We start from the raw sequence: 18663 nt of genomic DNA, 5'->3' as shown, positions 1-18663 counted from the left end.
TAACGCGCATTATCTGAATAACCGCGTTGCCCTTACGTTTTTCGCGAGCAGGCTCGCTCCTACAGGAAGACGTGTGACGCTTAGTTGTGAGCGTGCAGCGCTTCGTTCAACTCGATGGCCGATTTGTGGGTTTTGCATTCCACGGCACCGGTTTCCGAATTGCGACGGAACAGCAGGTCCGGCTGGCCGGCCAGTTCACGGGCCTTGACCACTTTGACCAGTTGATTGTTTTCGTCCAGCAACGCCACTTTGGTGCCAGCGGTCACGTACAGGCCCGACTCGACGGTGTTGCGGTCGCCCAACGGAATACCGATACCGGCGTTGGCGCCAATCAGGCAGCCTTCGCCGACCTTGATCACGATGTTGCCGCCGCCCGACAGGGTGCCCATGGTCGAGCAGCCGCCGCCCAGGTCCGAACCCTTGCCGACGAATACGCCAGCGGATACGCGGCCTTCGATCATGCCCGGGCCTTCGGTGCCGGCGTTGAAGTTGATGAAGCCTTCGTGCATCACGGTGGTGCCTTCGCCCACGTAAGCGCCCAGGCGCAGACGCGCAGCGTCAGCGATACGCACGCCGGCCGGTACCACGTAGTCGGTCATTTTCGGGAACTTGTCCACCGAGAACACTTCCAGCAGCTCGCCGCGCAGACGGGCTTCGAGTTGCAGCTCGGCCAGTTCGCTCAGGTCGACCGCGCCCTGGCTGGTCCAGGCCACGTTCGGCAGCAGCGGGAAGATGCCGGCCAGGTTCAGGCCGTGTGGCTTGACCAGGCGATGGCTCAGCAGGTGCAGCTTGAGATAAGCCTCAGGGGTGGACGACAGCTGGGTATCTTCAGCCAGCAAGGTGGCAACCAGCGGCTTGTGGCTCTCGGCCAGACGGGTCAGCAGGGCAGCCTGGGCAGCGTCGACGCCTTTGAGGGCTTCGGCCAGTTGCGAGGCCTGGGCGGTGCTGAATGCGATGGCCTGATTACCTTCGGTGTAGCCCAGAATCGGTGCGATAGCAGCGACGACTTCAGCCGATGGCTTGAGTACCGGGGCGGCGTAGAACACTTCCAGCCATGCGCCTTGACGGTTTTGAGTGCCGACGCCGAAGGCCAGGCTGAACAGGGTAGTGGACATGTGTATACCTCTAACAAAATTGAACGGGCTGCTTACTTGAGCGCGGCCGCGTAGATATCTGGCTTGTAGCCAATCAGGGTTCGGTCACCGAGATCGAGCACCGGGCGCTTGATCATCGAGGGTTGTGCAAGCATCAGTTCGATGGCTTTCGTCTGGTCGAGATCGGCTTTGCGTTCGTCGTCGAGCTTGCGAAAGGTCGTGCCTGCACGGTTCAACACCACTTCCCAGCCGTGCTCGTTGCACCATTGGGTCAGGTGTTCACGGTCGATACCGACCGCTTTGTAATCATGAAAGTCATAACCGACAGCGTGTTCATCGAGCCAGGTGCGCGCCTTTTTCATGGTATCGCAGGCTTTGATGCCGAAAAGGTGCAACGTTTTGCTTGAAACGGTCAAGGAATCGCCCCCTTTGCAGGTGCTGAAAATAAAAGGTGACGGATTATGCCATGACCGGACGGTTTCGCGTCGGCTGTGGTCGGCTTTGTATTTGTGTCAGGGCATAGAACCTTGTAGGAGCAAGCTTGCTCGCGATGACCCTGAGAGTGCCGCGGGGTGTCAGGCATGCAGCGTCATCGTTAACGACCATCGTCGGAACACAGCCCGGAGCAAGCTCGCTCCTACAGGGGGTTGTGGTTCAGGCTTGCGACATTAGTTGTACCGCCTGAGACGTCATCACCAGATTGGTGATGACGTGTTGCGTGAAGTGCTGGGTGAGCTTGATTTGAGTGAGGCCAAGCTGGGCCAGGTTAAGTAAACCTCGCGCCTACCGGCGCTGAATAAACGCACGAATCCGTTCGGCAGCCTCGACACACTCCGCCAACGGCGCGACCAAAGCCATACGCACGCGCCCGGCCCCCGGATTGACGCCATCGACATCTCGCGACAGGTAAGAACCTGGTACCACGGTCACGTGTTCCTGTTCGAACAGGTCGCGGCAGAACGCAGCGTCGTCACCGGCCACATTCGGCCACAGGTAGAAACTGCCATCCGGTCGCTGTACGTCCATGACCGGGCTGAGGATTTCCAGTACCGCATCAAATTTCTCGCGATACAACGCACGGTTGGCGCGCACATGCACTTCGTCATTCCACGCGGCAACACTGGCCAGTTGGGTTTGAACCGGCATCGCGCAGCCGTGGTAGGTGCGGTAGAGCAGGAAGCCCTTGAGGATGTCGGCGTCGCCGGCGACAAAACCCGAGCGCAGGCCCGGCAGGTTGGAACGCTTGGACAGGCTGTGGAATACCACGCAACGCTTGAAGTCCTGGCGACCCAGTTCCGCGCAAGCGCTGAGCAGGCCAGGCGGCGGGGTTTGTTCGTCGAAGTACAGTTCGCTGTAGCACTCGTCCGCGGCGATCACGAAGTCGTATTCGTCGGCCAGGGCGATCAGCTTTTTCAGGGTGTCGACCGGAATCAGGGCGCCGGTCGGGTTGCCCGGCGAGCACAGGAACAGGATCTGGCAGCGCTTCCAGATGTCCGGCGAAACGGCGTCGAAATCCGGGTTGAAGCCGTTTTCATCCAGGCACGGCAGGTAATGCGGCTTGGCTCCGGCGAGGAACGCCGCGCCTTCGTAGATCTGGTAGAACGGGTTCGGGCTGACCACCAGCGCGTCATCGCCACGGTTGACCACGGTCTGGGTGAAGGCGAACAGCGCCTCACGGGTGCCGTTGACCGGCAGGACGTTGCGCGCCGGGTCGATCCAGCCGTTGGGCACGCCGAAACGACGCTCGCACCAGGCGGCGATGGCTTCACGCAGCTCCGGGATGCCGAGGGTGGTCGGGTACACCGCCATTTTTTCCAGATTGCTGGCCAGGGCTTCGGCGACGAAGCTTGGCGAACGGTGCTTCGGCTCGCCGATGGACAATGCGATCGGGCGCTTGTCCGGGTTGGGCGTGACGCTGCCGAGCAGGGCGCGGAGCTTTTCGAAGGGGTAGGGCTGGAGCTGGGACAGAGCGTTGTTCATGGGGGGCCTCGTTCAATGTGGGAGCGGGCTTGCTCGCGAAAGCGGTGCGTCAGCAATGTGGATGTCGACTGACACTCCCGATTCGCGAGCAAGCCCGCTCCCACAGGGGGGATTCGTTGATTCAGATACTGATGCGCGACAGTTTGATATCGGGTTCCTGGTTGACGCTCAACTGCTCGACGATTGCATCCTGTAACCGGCTGCACAGCAGTGGGTCGGACAGCGGTTGATTGTTCGCGTCGGTGATGAAGAACACGTCTTCCACGCGCTCGCCGAGGGTGGCGATCTTGGCGTTTTGCAGCGACAGATCGAACTCCAGGAAAATCGTGCCAATCCGCGCCAGCAGGCCCGGGCGGTCGGGCGCCGTGAGTTCCAGCACTGTCACCGGGCGCTGGGCGTCGTTATGGATCGTCACCTGTGGCGCAAAGGCGAAATGCTTGAGCTGGCGCGGCACCCGGCGCTGGATGATGGTCGGGTAGTTGTCCGGGTTGCGCAGGGCTTCAGTCAGGCCGTCGCGGATCTGTTTGACCCGTGCCGGGTTGTCGCCAATCGAGTCGCCGTCGGCGTCGAGCACGATATAGGTGTCGAGGGTGAACTGGCTGCTGGAGGTGATGATCCGGGCGTCGTGAATGTTCAGGTTGAGCTGGTCCATCGCCGCCACAGTCACGGCAAAGAAGTCGTGCTGGTCCGGGGCGTAGATGAAGATCTGCGTGCCGCCTTCAAACTCGCGCTGGGTGGTTTCCTTGATCAGCACCAGTGGCCCGCCGTCGGCCGGTTGCTGGAGGATCGCGTCGCTGTGCCAGGCCACGTCGCCGGCGGTGTGACGCAGGAAATAGTCATCACCCAACTGCGCCCACAGTTGCTCGACATCGTCCGGATCGGTGCCGCCGCGCACCAGGATATCCAGGGCAGCGCTCTGGGTCTGGCGTATCTGCTCTTCACGGTCCACCGGGTTCTCCAGGCCGCGACGCAGGGCGCGCTTGGTTTCGGTGTAGAGCTGGCGCAGCAGGCTGGCACGCCAGGAGTTCCACAGTGTCGGGTTGGTGGCGTTGATGTCGGCGACGGTCAGCACATAGAGGTAGTCGAGGCGGGTTTCGTCGCCGACGATCTGTGCGAAATCGTGGATGACCTGCGGGTCGGACAGGTCCTTGCGCTGGGCGGTGGTCGACATCACCAGGTGGTTTTGCACCAGCCACACGATCAGGCGGCTGTCCCAAACTGGCAGCTGATGGCGCTGGCAAAAGGCCTCGGCATCCACGGCACCGATGTCCGAGTGGTCGCCATGCCGGCCTTTGCCGATGTCGTGGTAGAGACCGGCCATGTAAATCAGCTCGGGTTTGGGCAGCTTGCCCATGAGCTTGCTGGCCAACGGGAATTTTTCCGACACCTGGGTGTACTGCAATTTACGCAGGTGTTTGATCAGGTTCAGTGTGTGCGCGTCGACCGTATAGATGTGGAACAGGTCATGCTGCATCTGCCCGACGATAAAACCGAATTCAGGCAGATAGCGCCCAAGGATGCCGTAACGGTTCATTCGCCGCAGGTTGCGGTGGATGCCGATCTTGCACTTGAACAGTTCGATAAACAGGCTGGTGTTGCGAATATCGTTGCGGAAGTCGTCGTCGATCAGGTGGCGGTTTTCCCGCAGCAGACGAATGGTGTCGGCGCGCACGCCTTTGATTTCCGGCTGCTGGGCCATCAGCACGAAAATCTCGAGCATGGCGAACGGCGTGCGACGGAAGACATTGTCGTTGCGTGCTTCGATGTAGCCGTCATGCAACTGGAAGCGCGAGTTGATCGGCTGCGGTGGCGTTTCGTCTTCCGGTGCGAGGATGACTTCTTCGAAGTGCTGGATAATCAGGTCGCTGAGCTGGGCGATGCTCATCACCACCCGGTAATACTGCTGCATGAAGTTTTCGATGGCTTGCTTGGTGTCGTCGCCTTTGAAGCCCAGCAGCCCGGCAATGGTGCGCTGGTGATCGAACAGCAAGCGGTCTTCGGAGCGGCCAGCCAGCATGTGCAGGGCATAGCGAACCTTCCACAGGAACTCCTGGGAAGAGGCGAGCAGGGCGTTTTCGCTCTCGACCAGGAATCCTTCGCCAGCCAGTGCCCGCAGGTTCAGGGTGCCGTACTCGCGGCGGGCCACCCACAGAATCGTCTGGATATCCCGCAGGCCGCCGGGTGACCCTTTGACGTTGGGTTCCAGGTTGTATTCGGTGTCGTTGTACTTGTGGTGGCGAGCCTTTTGTTCGGCACGCTTGGCCAGGAAGAAGTCCTTGCTCGGCCACATGTGCCCGGTGCTGGTGACGTCCAGCATGCGCTGGCGCAAATGCTCGGGGCCGGCGATGGTACGGCTTTCCATCAGGTTGGTGACAACCGTCAGGTCGGCACGGGCCTCGACGGCGCACTCGTCGACCGAGCGAACGCTCTGACCGACCTCCAGGCCGATGTCCCACAACAGCGTCAGAAAACGCTCGATGGAGTCGCGGAAAACTTCGTGGTCGGCGCTGTCCAGCAGGATCAGCAAATCGATATCGGAGTAAGGATGCAATTCACCTCGGCCGTAGCCGCCGACCGCAACCAGCGCAATGTCGGCGTCTTCGCTCCAGTCGAACTGCTCCCAGGCTTTTTTCAGGATGTTGTCGACGAACCAGGCGCGATCCTCGATCAGCCGGCGAATTTCGCGGCCGCTGCGAAAGCGCGCGTCGAGCACCTCGCGGGCCTGGCGGATCGCCTTCTTGAAGGCCGCGATCGGGCTTGCCTTCAGGGCCAGTTCAGCCTGGAACTGGCCGCGGTCGAAGAGTTCGGGATCCACCTGCGGCATCGATTGGCTTTCCTTTCTATAGGCGATGTACGGTAACGGGATCAGGCCGAAACGCGAGGGATGGTGTCATCGCTGCGCAGGGTGAAGATCTCGTAACCGGTTTCGGTCACCAGCAGGGTGTGTTCCCACTGTGCCGAGAGCTTGCGGTCCTTGGTGATCGCGGTCCAGCCGTCGCCCAGTACCTTGGTGTCGGCCTTGCCCTGGTTGATCATCGGCTCGATGGTGAAGGTCATGCCGGCCTTGAGTTCCATGCCGGTGCCAGCGCGGCCGTAGTGCAGGATCTGCGGCTCTTCGTGGAACACCTTGCCGATACCGTGGCCGCAGAATTCTCGAACCACCGAGAAACCGTTCTTCTCAGCGTGCTTCTGGATGATTTCGCCGATGTCGCCCAGGCGGCAGCCGGGCTTGACGATTTCAATCGCCTTGTACATGCATTCCTGGGTCACCTGGGACAGGCGCTCGGCCCAGACCGGCACGCTGCCGACGTGGAACATGCGGCTGGTGTCGCCGTGGTAACCGTCCTTGATGACGGTGACGTCGATGTTCAGGGTGTCGCCGTCTTTCAGCGGCTTGTCGTTCGGGATGCCGTGGCAGACTACATGGTTGATCGACGTGCAGATCGACTTTGGATAGCCCTTGTAGTTGAGCGGGGCAGGAATGGCCTTCTGCTCGTTGACGATGTAGTCGTGGCAGATCTGGTTCAGTTGATCGGTGGTAACGCCCGGCTTGACGTATTCGGCAATCATTTCCAGCACATCGGCGGCCAGTTTGCCGGCGATACGCATTTTGGCGATATCCTCGGGGGTTTTGAGGGTGACGGTCATACAGGCTCTCTCTGCGCCAGGCGGCGCTTTCTAAACGGAAAGGGCATTGCGCGATCGAACTTCGCGGCCCTGAAAAATGCGATTCTACCAGACGATCAGCGCAAATCTGCGCCTGTGTGCATCGCTTCTCTCTATAGAATGGTGCATTCTTGGCGGATTCCAAGGGATGGAGCAAAGCGCTCGCCAGGATTTCAGAATCCGGGTTCCGTTTTGCCCTGCCTTGTGGTATAAAATGCGCCGCTTTCCGGGGATGTCCCGAAAAGCCTAAATCCACACACGTGTCGACACGATGACCTGGGTGCCTTCAGCTGATGCTGCTGGTTGGTCATTGGGATACGTGGAGGCCAAACCCGACTTATTAAGGAACTATCATGTCCCAAGTCAACATGCGCGATATGCTGAAGGCCGGTGTGCACTTCGGTCACCAGACCCGTTACTGGAACCCGAAAATGGGTAAATACATTTTCGGCGCGCGTAACAAGATCCACATCATCAACCTTGAAAAAACCCTGCCAATGTTCAACGAAGCTCTGACTTTCGTAGAGCGTCTGGCCCAGGGCAAAAACAAGATTCTGTTCGTCGGCACCAAGCGTTCCGCTGGCAAGATCGTTGCTGAAGAAGCAGCACGTTGCGGTTCGCCGTACGTCGATCACCGCTGGTTGGGCGGCATGCTGACCAACTTCAAAACCATCCGTGCTTCCATCAAGCGTCTGCGTGACCTTGAAGTTCAAGCCGAAGACGGTACTTTCGCCAAGCTGACCAAGAAAGAAGCGCTGATGCGCAGTCGTGACCTGGAAAAGCTGGATCGTTCCCTGGGTGGTATCAAGGACATGGGCGGTCTGCCAGACGCTCTGTTCGTCATCGACGTTGATCACGAGCGCATCGCGATCACCGAAGCCAACAAGCTGGGCATCCCGGTTATCGGCGTAGTCGATACCAACAGCAGCCCGGAAGGCGTTGACTACATCATCCCAGGCAACGATGACGCAATCCGCGCTATCCAGCTGTACATGGGTTCGATGGCTGACGCTGTCATCCGCGGTCGCAACAATGTTGCCGGCGGCACCGAAGTATTCGTTGAAGAAGCTCCGGTAGCAGCAGCTGAGTAATTGACGCCTTGGCGTTGACTCAGTAAGCAAAAAGGGGGCTTGGCCCCCTTTTTGCCACCTCGAAAACCATTTGTCGGCGCCCACCGCTCTATCTGTAACGTGCGGCAGCTAACAAGGGTGGTTCGGGAAGAATTGATCGCCCGTTCGATCGGGTGGAATGGTTGAAAACCTATCCAAGAGGATTTTTGAAATGGCAGAGATTACTGCAGCGTTGGTCAAAGAACTGCGCGAGCGTACTGGCGAAGGCATGATGGATTGCAAAAAGGCCTTGACCAAGGCTGGCGGCGACATCGAGAAAGCCATTGATGACATGCGTGCTTCGGGCGCCATCAAGGCTGCCAAGAAAGCCGGCAACGTTGCCGCTGAAGGCGCAATCGCCATCAAGGCTGACGACAAGGCAGCCGTGCTGCTGGAAGTCAACTCGCAGACCGACTTCCTGGCCCTGCAAGATGACTTCAAAAACTTCGTTGCTGCCAGCGTAGAAAAAGCCTTTGACGAAAAACTGACCGACGCAGCTCCGCTGATCGCCGCTCAGGAAGCAGCTCGTGAAGCCCTGGTGGCGAAAGTTGGCGAGAACGTCAACATCCGTCGCCTGGTGCGCGTAGAGGGTGACGTTGTCGGCACCTACCTGCACGGTAACAAGATCGGTGTTGCTGTTGTTCTCAAGGGCGGCGATGTTCAGCTGGCCAAAGAGATCGCCATGCACGTGGCTGCAAGCAACCCTGAGTTCCTGCTGCCATCGCAGGTTTCGCCAGAAGCCATCGAGCGCGAGAAGGGCGTTTTCCTGACCCTGAACGAAGACAAGATGAAAGGCAAGCCAGCTGAAATCGTCGAGAAGATGATCGCCGGCCGTATCACCAAGTTCCTGGCTGAAGCCAGCCTGGTCGAGCAAGCTTTCGTCATGAATCCGGAAGTCACCGTAGGTGCCCTGGCCAAGAAAGCCGGCGCTGAAATCGTTTCCTTCACTTACTTCAAGGTAGGCGAAGGCATCGAGAAGCCAGTGGACAACTTCGCAGAAGAAGTTGCTGCCCAGCTGGCTGCCGCCAAGCAATAAGACGGTTTTTTAACTGTCGCCCAGAAGAGGCTGCCCGCTCACGCGCGCAGCCTCTTTTCAGATGGGGCACCAATTTTTAATTGGTTTCCTTTTGGAACTGGCTTACAAAGCCATGTTCCGATGGCGCTGAAGCAGCGCCAAGCTAGAGTGAGCGCCAGCTTTAAACAGCTCGCAAAGAATTTTTAAAATACGCCGCAGGAGAGATTCGCAATGGCTCAGCAGGGCAGTGGTTATCAGGCTCGCTATAAACGCATTCTACTCAAGCTTAGCGGCGAGGCCCTGATGGGCTCGGAAGAGTTCGGGATCGACCCGAAAGTTCTGGATCGCATGGCATTGGAAGTTGGCCAGCTGGTCGGCATCGGTGTTCAGGTCGGTCTGGTTATCGGTGGTGGCAACCTGTTCCGCGGTGAAGCGCTGAGCAAGGCTGGCATGGACCGGGTCACCGGCGACCACATGGGCATGCTGGCCACTGTGATGAACGCCCTGGCCATGCGCGACGCCCTTGAGCGCGCCAACATTTCGGCCATCGTGATGTCCGCTATTTCCATGGTTGGCGTGACCGATCACTACGATCGCCGCAAGGCCATGCGTCACTTGAACTCCAAGGACGTGGTGATTTTCGCGGCCGGTACCGGCAACCCGTTCTTTACGACGGATTCGGCTGCCTGCCTGCGTGCAATCGAAATCGATGCCGATGTCGTGCTCAAGGCGACCAAGGTCGATGGCGTCTACACCGCTGACCCGTTCAAAGACCCGCATGCCGAGAAGTTCGATCATCTGACCTACGATGAAGTGCTGGATCGCAAGCTGGGTGTGATGGATCTGACGGCCATTTGCCTGTGCCGCGACCACAAGATGCCGCTACGCGTATTTAACATGAACAAGCCCGGCGCCCTGCTGAACATCGTGCATGGCGGCGCTGAAGGAACCCTGATCGAGGAAGGCGAACAATGATCAACGAAATCAAGAAAGACGCTCAAGAGCGCATGCAGAAGTCCGTGGAATCGCTGGCGCACAACTTCGGCCGCATTCGTACCGGCCAGGCGCACCCTAGCATCCTGGAAGGCGTGATGGTGCCGTACTACGGCTCCGACACCCCGATCAAGCAAGTGGCCAACATCACCGTCAAAGATGCCCGTACCCTGCAAGTCGTTGCTTTCGAACGCAACATGCTGGGTGCCGTCGACAAGGCGATCGGTAGCGCGGGTCTGAACCTGAACCCGACCAACCTCGGCGAGCTGCTGTTGATCTCCATGCCTGCCCTGACCGAAGAAACCCGTAAGGGCTTCACCAAGCAGGCGCGTGACGTAGCTGAAGATGCCCGTGTTGCCGTGCGCAACATCCGTCGTGATGCCAACAGCCAGCTCAAGGATCTGGTCAAGGAAAAAGAGATCAGCGAAGACGAAGAGCGTCGCGCGACTGGCGAGATCGACGATTTGACCAAGAAGTTCGTGGCTAAAATCGACGCGGATCTGGCGCAGAAAGAAAAAGACCTGATGGCCGTATAAGAGTCGCGTTTTCATGGATAAGACAAAGCAGACTGCACCGCCCGCGGTGCCGCGCCATGTCGCGATCATCATGGATGGTAACAATCGTTGGGCGAAAAAGCGCTTTATGCCGGGTGTCGCCGGGCATAAAGCGGGTGTGGATGCGGTGCGTGCGGTCATTGAGGTGTGTGCCGAGGCCAAGGTCGAAGTGCTGACCTTGTTCGCCTTTTCCAGCGAGAACTGGCAGCGTCCGGCCGATGAGGTCAGCGCCTTGATGGAGCTGTTCTTCAGGGCGCTGCGTCGTGAGGCCAAGCGCCTCAACGACAACAACATCAGCCTGCGCATCATTGGTGACCGCTCGCGTTTTCATCCCGAGCTGCAGGCTGCCATGCGTGAAGCCGAGGCCATGACGGCTGGTGCCAATCGTTTTATCCTGCAGATCGCCGCCAATTACGGCGGTCAGTGGGATATCGCGCAAGCTGCGCAACGACTGGCGCGAGAGGTTCAGGCTGGACACTTGCGTCCGGAAGACATCACGCCTGATCTGCTGCAGACCTGCCTGGTCACGGGCGACCTGCCGCTGCCGGACCTGTGTATCCGTACCGGTGGCGAGCACCGCATCAGCAACTTCCTGCTCTGGCAGTTGGCCTATGCCGAGTTGTATTTCTCCGACCTGTTCTGGCCGGACTTCAAACACGATGCCATGCGCAATGCGCTGGCCGATTTCGCTTCCCGCCAGCGCCGCTTCGGTAAAACGAGCGAGCAGGTAGAGGCTGGAGCCCGGGTTTAATGCTTAAACAACGAATCATCACTGCACTGATCCTGCTACCGATTGCCCTGTGCGGGTTTTTCCTGCTTGAAGGTTCCGGTTTTGCACTGTTCATCGGATTGGTGGTAACCCTTGGTGCCTGGGAGTGGGCGCGTCTGGCGGGTTTCGCCGGTCAAGCGTTCCGCGTCGGCTATGCCGCTGTGGTCGCTTTGATGCTGTTCCTCATGTACATCCTGCCCGGCCTCGCGCCTTGGGTGTTGGGCGCTTCGGTGCTGTGGTGGACGGTGGCGACGTATCTGGTGCTGACCTATCCGCGTTCGGGCGAGCATTGGTCCAATGCGGCGACCAAGTTGGTGATCGGCCTGTTGATTCTCCTGCCGGCCTGGCAAGGTCTGGTGCAGATCAAGCAATACCCGCTGGGTAACTGGCTGATCATGGCGGTGATGGTTTTGGTCTGGGGTGCCGATGTTGGCGCCTACTTCTCTGGTCGTGCTTTCGGCAAGCGCAAGCTCGCACCGCAGGTCAGTCCGGGCAAAAGCTGGGAAGGCGTGTACGGTGGTCTGGCGCTGAGTCTGGTGATTACCGCAATCGTTGCTCTGGTGCGTGACTGGACGGTGGCCGAGTTGCTCAAAGGTCTGATCGGTGCCGCACTGATCGTGTTCGTTTCGGTGGTGGGCGATCTCACTGAAAGCATGTTCAAGCGTCAATCCGGGATCAAGGACAGCAGCAATCTGCTTCCGGGGCACGGCGGCGTGCTGGATCGTATCGACAGCCTGACGGCAGCGATTCCGGTATTTGCCGTGCTGTTGTGGATGGCGGCACCATGAGCCGCCCGCAACAGATTACCGTTCTGGGTGCGACCGGCTCGATTGGCCTGAGTACGCTCGACGTCATCGCTCGCCATCCTGATCGTTATCAGGTCTTTGCCTTGAGTGGCTTCACTCGCTTGAGTGAATTGCTGGCGTTATGCGTGCGCCATGTCCCGCGATTTGCTGTGGTGCCTGAAGTCGCTGCTGCCCGCACCCTGCAGGATGATTTGCGCGCGGCCGGTCTTTCGACCCGTGTCCTGGTGGGGGAGGAAGGTTTGTGTCAGGTTGCCTCCGATCCGGAAGTCGATACGGTCATGGCGGCCATCGTCGGTGCGGCGGGGTTGCGTCCGACACTGGCGGCGGTCGAGGCTGGCAAAAAGATCCTCCTGGCCAACAAGGAGGCGCTGGTCATGTCCGGCGCGCTGTTCATGCAGGCGGTGCGCAAGAGCGGTTCGGTGTTGCTGCCGATCGATAGTGAGCACAACGCGATTTTTCAGTGCATGCCGCTGGATTATGCCCGTGGCCTTGAGGCGGTCGGTGTACGTCGGATTTTGCTGACGGCTTCCGGCGGTCCGTTCCGGCAGACGCCAATAGCGGAACTGGCGCATGTTTCTCCCGATCAGGCATGTGCTCACCCGAACTGGTCCATGGGGCGAAAAATCTCCGTTGATTCGGCCAGCATGATGAACAAGGGGCTTGAGTTGATCGAGGCCTGCTGGTTGTTCGATGCCAGGCCATCCCAGGTCGAGGTAGTGATTCACCCGCAAAGCGTGATCCATTCGCTGGTCGACTACGTCGATGGTTCTGTCCTGGCGCAGTTGGGTAATCCGGACATGCGCACGCCCATCGCCAATGCCCTGGCCTGGCCGGAGCGGATTGACTCGGGTGTGGCACCGCTGGATCTGTTTACCATTGCACGGCTGGATTTCCAGGCGCCCGATGAGGAGCGTTTCCCTTGCCTGCGTCTGGCCCGTCAAGCGGCCGAAGCGGGTAACAGCGCGCCGGCGATGCTCAATGCGGCGAACGAAGTGGCGGTGGCGGCATTTCTCGACGAACGGATTCGTTACCCGGAAATCGCGAGTATCATCGAAGAAGTACTGAATCTGGAGCCCGTTGTGGCGGTGGATGATCTCGAGGCAGTGTTCACGGCAGACGCGAAGGCGCGATTGCTGGCCGGACAATGGTTGAGCCGTCACGGGCGGTAAATGCTGCGGATAGTTGACCCGGGCAGCAGCGGATAGGATTGCGGAGAAAGTAGATGAGCGCGCTCTATATGATTGTCGGCACCCTGGTCGCTCTGGGTGTGCTGGTCACCTTCCACGAGTTCGGCCATTTTTGGGTCGCGCGTCGCTGTGGGGTCAAAGTGCTGCGCTTCTCCGTAGGCTTCGGCATGCCTTTGCTGCGCTGGCACGACAAGCAAGGCACCGAGTTCGTCGTTGCCGCGATCCCGTTGGGCGGCTACGTCAAAATGCTCGACGAGCGCGAGGGTGAAGTACCACTCGCTCAGCTCGATCAGGCCTTCAATCGCAAATCCGTTCGTCAACGCATTGCCATCGTAGCCGCAGGGCCAATAGCCAACTTCTTGCTGGCATTGGTGTTCTTCTGGGGATTGGCAATGCTCGGCAGCGAGCAGGTGCGTCCGGTCATCGGGGCTGTCGAGTCCGGCAGCATTGCGGCCCGGGCGGGATTGAGCCCTGGCCAGGAAATCGTGGCCATTGATGGTGAGGCGACTTCCGGCTGGGCGGCGGTGAATCTGCAATTGGTTCGTCGCCTGGGCGAAAGCGGCTCGTTGCAGGTAATGGTGCGTGAGCAAGGCTCCACGGCCGATTCTCCTCGTGAGCTTGTGCTGGACAAATGGCTCAAAGGGGCTAACGAGCCCGACCCTATCCATTCGTTGGGCATCCGCCCGTGGCGCCCGGCATTGCCGCCGGTCCTGGCCGAACTCGATCCAAAGGGGCCGGCTCAGGCTGCCGGCCTGAAGACCGGTGACCGGTTGCTGGCGCTCGATGGTCGTACGCTGGATGACTGGCAGCAGGTGGTCGATACCGTCCGTATGCATCCTGATACCAAAATCATGCTGCGGGTTGAGCGTGACGGTGCTCAAATCGACGTCCCGGTGACGCTGGCCGCTCGTGGCGAGAGCAAGTCACCCAGCGGTTACCTGGGGGCAGGGGTGAAGGCTGTCAATTGGCCACCGGAGATGATCCGCGAAGTCAGTTACGGCCCATTGGCAGCGGTTGGCGAGGGGGCTCGGCGCACCTGGACCATGAGCGTGCTGACCCTCGATTCACTGAAGAAAATGTTGTTCGGTGAGCTCTCGGTAAAAAACTTGAGTGGACCGATAACCATTGCTAAAGTGGCGGGCGCTTCGGCCCAGTCGGGTGTCGCTGATTTCCTGAATTTCCTTGCTTATCTGAGTATTAGCCTGGGTGTTCTGAATTTGTTGCCCATTCCGGTACTGGATGGGGGGCATTTGTTGTTTTATCTGATCGAGTGGGCGCGTGGTCGTCCCTTGTCAGATCGGGTGCAAGGTTGGGGGATACAGATCGGTATCAGTTTGGTGATCGGGGTGATGTTGCTTGCTCTGGTCAATGATCTGGGTCGACTGTAACGCTTCGCTGAATTGCGAATCTGCCGCATTTTGCGGCAGTTTGTTTATTGCCAGTTGGAATAAGAAAGGACTTCATGAAACGTCTGCTGCTAACTGCGGTTCTCACCGTATTGATGATCGCCGAAGTTCACGCCGAGTCCTTCACTATCTCTGATATTCGCGTCAATGGCCTCCAGCGGGTCTCCGCGGGTAGCGTCTTTGGTGCTTTGCCGTTGAACGTCGGTGAACAGGCGGATGATCGTCGCCTGGTGGAATCCACTCGTGCGTTGTTCAAAACCGGTTTCTTTCAAGATATCCAGCTGGGCCGCGATGGCAACGTCCTGGTCATCACTGTAGTCGAGCGCCCGTCGGTTGCCAGTATCGAGATCGAAGGCAACAAGGCGATCTCTACCGAAGACCTGATGAAAGGCCTCAAACAATCCGGTCTGGCCGAAGGCGAGATCTTCCAGCGTGCCACCCTTGAAGGTGTGCGTAACGAGCTGCAGCGCCAGTACGTCGCCCAGGGTCGCTACTCGGCTACCGTCGACACCGAAGTGGTGCCGCAGCCGCGTAACCGCGTCGGCCTGAAGGTCAACATCAACGAAGGTACCGTTGCGGCTATCCAGCACATCAACGTGGTGGGCAACACGGTTTTCCCCGATGAAGACCTGATCGACCTGTTCGAACTCAAGACCACCAACTGGTTGTCGTTCTTCAAGAACGACGACAAGTACGCCCGTGAAAAGCTGTCCGGTGACCTGGAGCGCCTGCGTTCCTACTACCTGGACCGTGGCTACATCAACATGGATATCGCTTCGACCCAGGTTTCCATTACCCCGGACAAGAAGCACGTCTACATCACGGTCAACGTCAACGAAGGCGAGAAATACACCGTTCGTGACGTCAAGCTCAGCGGTGACCTGAAAGTCCCTGAAGACCAGGTCAAGTCCCTGCTGCTCGTGCAAAAAGGCCAGGTGTTCTCGCGCAAGCTGATGACCACCACCTCCGAACTGATCACCCGTCGTCTGGGTAACGAAGGTTATACCTTCGCCAACGTCAACGGCGTGCCTCAACCGCACGATGAAGATCACACCGTAGACATCCTGTTCGCGGTCGATCCGGGCAAGCGTGCTTACGTGAACCGCATCAACTTCCGTGGCAACACCAAGTCTGAAGACGAAGTGCTGCGTCGTGAAATGCGTCAGATGGAAGGCGGCTGGGCTTCGACCTACCTGATCGACCAATCCAAGACCCGTCTGGAACGTCTGGGCTTCTTCAAGGAAGTCAACGTTGAGACCCCGGCCGTGCCGGGTGTCGATGACCAGGTAGACGTCAACTACAGCGTTGAAGAGCAAGCCTCCGGTTCGATTACCGCCAGCGTCGGTTTCGCCCAGAGTGCCGGCCTGATCCTCGGTGGTTCGATCACCCAGAACAACTTCCTGGGTACCGGTAACAAGGTCAGCATCGGCTTGACCAAAAGCCAATACCAGACGCGTTACAACTTTGGTTTTGTCGACCCCTACTGGACAGCTGATGGCGTGAGTCTGGGATACAACGCCTTCTACCGCACCACCGACTACAACGACCTCGATGTCGATGTAGCGAGCTACGCTGTCGACAGCCTGGGCGCAGGTGTGAGTGTCGGTTACCCGATCAGCGAAACCTCGCGTCTGACCTTCGGCCTGAACGCACAACAGGACAAGATCAAGACCGGCATTTACACCGTTGACGAGATTTTCGACTTCGTTAACAAGGAAGGCGATCAATACCTGAACTTCAAGGCTTCGGCCGGCTGGTCCGAGTCCACCCTGAACAAGGGCGTGCTCGCAACCCGTGGTCATTCCCAGAGCCTGGTGCTGGAATCCACGGTTCCAGGCAGCGACCTGTCGTTCTTCAAGCTCGACTACCGTGGCCAGCTGTTCCAGCCATTGTCCGAGAACTACACCATGCGCCTGCACACTGAACTGGGTTATGGCGATGGTTATGGTTCGACCGATGGCTTGCCTTTCTATGAAAACTACTATGCTGGTGGTTTCAATTCGGTACGTGGCTTCAAGGACAGCACTCTGGGTCCTCGCAGTACGCCAAGTACCGGCAAGAACCCTGGTACTCAATTCGACCCGGATCAGGATCCACTGCCGTTTGGTGGTAACGTCCTGATTCAGGGTGGTGCGGAAGTATTGTTCCCTCTGCCGTTCGTCAAGGATCAGCGTTCCCTGCGGACCTCTGTATTCTGGGATGTTGGTAACGTATTCGATTCGTCTTGCTCGGATACCACAAACGCCGATGGCACGAAGTCCAATACCAAGTGCAACGACATTAGCCTGAGCAATATGGCCAGTTCTGTTGGTGTAGGTGTGACATGGGTCACTGCACTGGGTCCATTGAGTTTCGCATTGGCCATGCCGGTCAAAAAGCCGGATAACGCTGAGACTCAAGTGTTCCAATTTTCCCTCGGCCAGACGTTCTAAGCGTCTGACCCAAGATAACGACAATGAATTTTGTAGGAGTGCATCGTGCGTAAGTTGACTCAATTGGTTCTCCTGGCCAGCGTACTGGTCGCTGGTCCGGCATTTGCCGACATGAAAATTGCTGTTCTGAACTATCAGATGGCGCTGCTGGAGTCCGACGCGGCCAAGAAATACGCCGTGGATGCCGAGAAGAAATTCGGTCCTCAACTGACCAAGCTCAAGACCCTGGAAAGCAGCGCCAAGGGCATTCAGGACCGCCTGATGGCCGGTGGCGACAAAATGCAGCAGGGCGAGCGCGAGCGTCTGGAGCTTGAATTCAAGCAAAAGGCCCGTGACTTCCAGTTCCAGTCCAAGGAGCTGAACGAAGCCAAAGCCGTTGCCGACCGTGAAATGCTGAAGCAGCTCAAGCCGAAACTGGACAGCGCTGTGGAAGAAGTCATCAAGAAAGGTGCTTATGACCTGGTCTTCGAGCGTGGCGCAGTGATTGATGTCAAGCCTCAGTACGACATCACTCGCCAGGTTATCGAGCGCATGAATCAGCTGAAGTAATCCATGACCGTGACCATTAAGCTCGGCCAGCTGGCCGAGTTCCTCGGCGCCACGCTACGTGGCGACCCCGAGAAAGCAATTACTGGGCTAGCCACCTTGCAGGAGGCTGGCCCAGCTCAGTTGAGCTTTCTCGCAAACCCCCAATACCGTAAGTACCTGGCAGACAGCCAGGCCGCAGCACTGTTGCTGAAGGCCGCTGATGCCGAAGGTTTTGCCGGTAATGCGTTGGTGGTGCCTGATCCGTATCTGGCCTACGCGCGCGTTTCCCACCTGTTCGATCCAAAGCCGAAAGCGGCTGCCGGTATTCATCCGACAGCCGTTGTGGCCGAGGACGCGGTGGTTGACCCGGCTGCGAGTATTGGTGCCTTTGCGGTGATCGAAAGCGCGGCACGTATTGCTGCTGGCGTGACCATCGGTGCGCATTGCTTCATCGGTGCCCGTTGCGAAATTGGCGAAGGCGGCTGGCTTGCCCCGCGGGTCACGCTGTACCACGATGTACGCATCGGCAAGCGTGTGGTCATTCAGTCAGGTGCCGTGCTCGGCGGCGAAGGTTTCGGTTTTGCCAACGAGAAAGGTGTCTGGCAGAAAATTGCCCAGATCGGTGGTGTGTTGGTCGGTGACGATGTGGAGATTGGCGTGAATACCGCTATCGACCGTGGCGCATTGGCCGATACCGTTCTCGGTAATGGTGTGAAGCTCGACAACCAGATCCAGATCGCCCACAACGTTCAGGTCGGTGATCACACCGCCATGGCCGCTTGTGTCGGGATCTCCGGCAGCACCAAAATCGGCAAGCATTGCATGCTCGCTGGCGGTGTAGGGCTGGTGGGGCATATCGAAATTTGCGACAACGTTTTCATCACCGGGATGACCATGGTGACCCACTCGATTACCGAAAAGGGTTCCTATTCTTCCGGTACGGCAATGCAGCCAGCAGCCGAATGGCGCAAAAGCGCGGCTCGCATCCGTCAGCTCGATGACATCGCGCGGCGCCTGCGACAGCTGGAAAAGCGTGTAGGGGAAGTGACCCCTGACGGTAATGCTTCATCAGATGGCTGATACCATTTCCATATCAAGTGTGCACAGCCGCTAGACTGCCTCCT

At 58.6% G+C, this 18663-nt stretch carries 16 protein-coding genes; 11 read left to right on the top strand and 5 right to left on the bottom strand.

Annotated elements, in window-relative coordinates:
* Window positions 1–80 precede the first annotated feature (80 nt).
* From dapD to map, 5 genes are all read right to left on the bottom strand, one after another.
* Window positions 81–1115 (bottom strand): 2,3,4,5-tetrahydropyridine-2,6-dicarboxylate N-succinyltransferase, encoded by a 1035-nt coding sequence (gene dapD, locus AB4Z35_RS00675; RefSeq protein ID WP_008000057.1) that lies wholly within the window; start codon window positions 1113–1115, stop codon window positions 81–83.
* A 32-nt stretch (window positions 1116–1147) separates the two neighbouring features.
* Entirely contained in the window at window positions 1148–1510 is a 363-nt protein-coding gene (locus AB4Z35_RS00670) for an ArsC family reductase (protein ID WP_008000055.1), read from the bottom strand.
* Window positions 1511–1877: 367 nt separating this feature from the next.
* Window positions 1878–3074 carry a succinyldiaminopimelate transaminase gene (dapC, locus tag AB4Z35_RS00665; protein ID WP_442095674.1) on the bottom strand — a complete coding sequence of 399 codons (1197 nt, stop codon included), beginning with the start codon at window positions 3072–3074 and terminating at the stop codon, window positions 1878–1880.
* Window positions 3075–3195: 121 nt separating this feature from the next.
* Window positions 3196–5898, bottom strand: a complete 2703-nt coding sequence (locus tag AB4Z35_RS00660; RefSeq protein ID WP_442095673.1) for a [protein-PII] uridylyltransferase — start codon at window positions 5896–5898, stop codon at window positions 3196–3198.
* A gap of 41 nt (window positions 5899–5939) precedes the next feature.
* Window positions 5940–6722, bottom strand: coding sequence for a type I methionyl aminopeptidase (map, locus tag AB4Z35_RS00655; protein WP_442095672.1), 783 nt, complete (start codon window positions 6720–6722; stop codon window positions 5940–5942).
* Window positions 6723–7093: 371 nt separating this feature from the next.
* On the opposite strand from map, the gene rpsB reads away from it, so the two are divergent.
* The 11 genes from rpsB (at window position 7094) to lpxD (ending at window position 18619) form a co-directional block, all read left to right on the top strand.
* Window positions 7094–7831, top strand: coding sequence for a 30S ribosomal protein S2 (gene rpsB / locus AB4Z35_RS00650; RefSeq protein ID WP_116262106.1), 738 nt, complete (start codon window positions 7094–7096; stop codon window positions 7829–7831).
* A 190-nt stretch (window positions 7832–8021) separates the two neighbouring features.
* Window positions 8022–8885, top strand: coding sequence for a translation elongation factor Ts (gene tsf / locus AB4Z35_RS00645; protein ID WP_008000045.1), 864 nt, complete (start codon window positions 8022–8024; stop codon window positions 8883–8885).
* 210 nt (window positions 8886–9095) lie between these two features.
* The gene (pyrH, locus tag AB4Z35_RS00640) at window positions 9096–9839 is read left to right on the top strand and encodes a UMP kinase (RefSeq protein WP_008000043.1); all 744 of its coding nucleotides are present in this window, start codon (window positions 9096–9098) and stop codon (window positions 9837–9839) included.
* On the top strand, window positions 9836–10393 hold the full coding sequence (gene frr / locus AB4Z35_RS00635) for a ribosome recycling factor (protein ID WP_008000041.1): 558 nt from the start codon (window positions 9836–9838) through the stop codon (window positions 10391–10393). The genes pyrH and frr overlap by 4 nt, the downstream gene beginning before the upstream one ends.
* 13 nt (window positions 10394–10406) lie before the next feature.
* The gene (gene uppS, locus AB4Z35_RS00630) at window positions 10407–11162 is read left to right on the top strand and encodes a polyprenyl diphosphate synthase (RefSeq protein WP_442095671.1); all 756 of its coding nucleotides are present in this window, start codon (window positions 10407–10409) and stop codon (window positions 11160–11162) included.
* Window positions 11162–11968, top strand: coding sequence for a phosphatidate cytidylyltransferase (locus AB4Z35_RS00625; protein WP_442095670.1), 807 nt, complete (start codon window positions 11162–11164; stop codon window positions 11966–11968). The genes uppS and AB4Z35_RS00625 overlap by 1 nt, the downstream gene beginning before the upstream one ends.
* Window positions 11965–13155, top strand: coding sequence for a 1-deoxy-D-xylulose-5-phosphate reductoisomerase (ispC, locus tag AB4Z35_RS00620; RefSeq protein WP_442095669.1), 1191 nt, complete (start codon window positions 11965–11967; stop codon window positions 13153–13155). Before AB4Z35_RS00625 ends, ispC begins: the two co-directional genes overlap by 4 nt.
* Before the next feature lie 53 nt (window positions 13156–13208).
* Window positions 13209–14561, top strand: a complete 1353-nt coding sequence (gene rseP / locus AB4Z35_RS00615) for a sigma E protease regulator RseP (RefSeq protein ID WP_442095668.1) — start codon at window positions 13209–13211, stop codon at window positions 14559–14561.
* Between the two features lie 74 nt (window positions 14562–14635).
* Window positions 14636–17011: an outer membrane protein assembly factor BamA gene (gene bamA / locus AB4Z35_RS00610; RefSeq protein ID WP_442095667.1), complete on the top strand. Its 2376-nt coding sequence runs from the start codon at window positions 14636–14638 to the stop codon at window positions 17009–17011.
* Between the two features lie 45 nt (window positions 17012–17056).
* Window positions 17057–17560 (top strand): OmpH family outer membrane protein, encoded by a 504-nt coding sequence (locus tag AB4Z35_RS00605; protein WP_008000031.1) that lies wholly within the window; start codon window positions 17057–17059, stop codon window positions 17558–17560.
* Between the two features lie 3 nt (window positions 17561–17563).
* Window positions 17564–18619 carry a UDP-3-O-(3-hydroxymyristoyl)glucosamine N-acyltransferase gene (lpxD, locus tag AB4Z35_RS00600; RefSeq protein ID WP_108227914.1) on the top strand — a complete coding sequence of 352 codons (1056 nt, stop codon included), beginning with the start codon at window positions 17564–17566 and terminating at the stop codon, window positions 18617–18619.
* Window positions 18620–18663 lie beyond the last annotated feature (44 nt).

It is taken from the genome of Pseudomonas sp. KB_15, assembly GCF_052114525.1.
GTDB lineage: Bacteria > Pseudomonadota > Gammaproteobacteria > Pseudomonadales > Pseudomonadaceae > Aquipseudomonas.
Note: the sequence above shows the minus strand (reverse complement) of the source record. Positions and strands in the feature narration are given on the sequence as shown.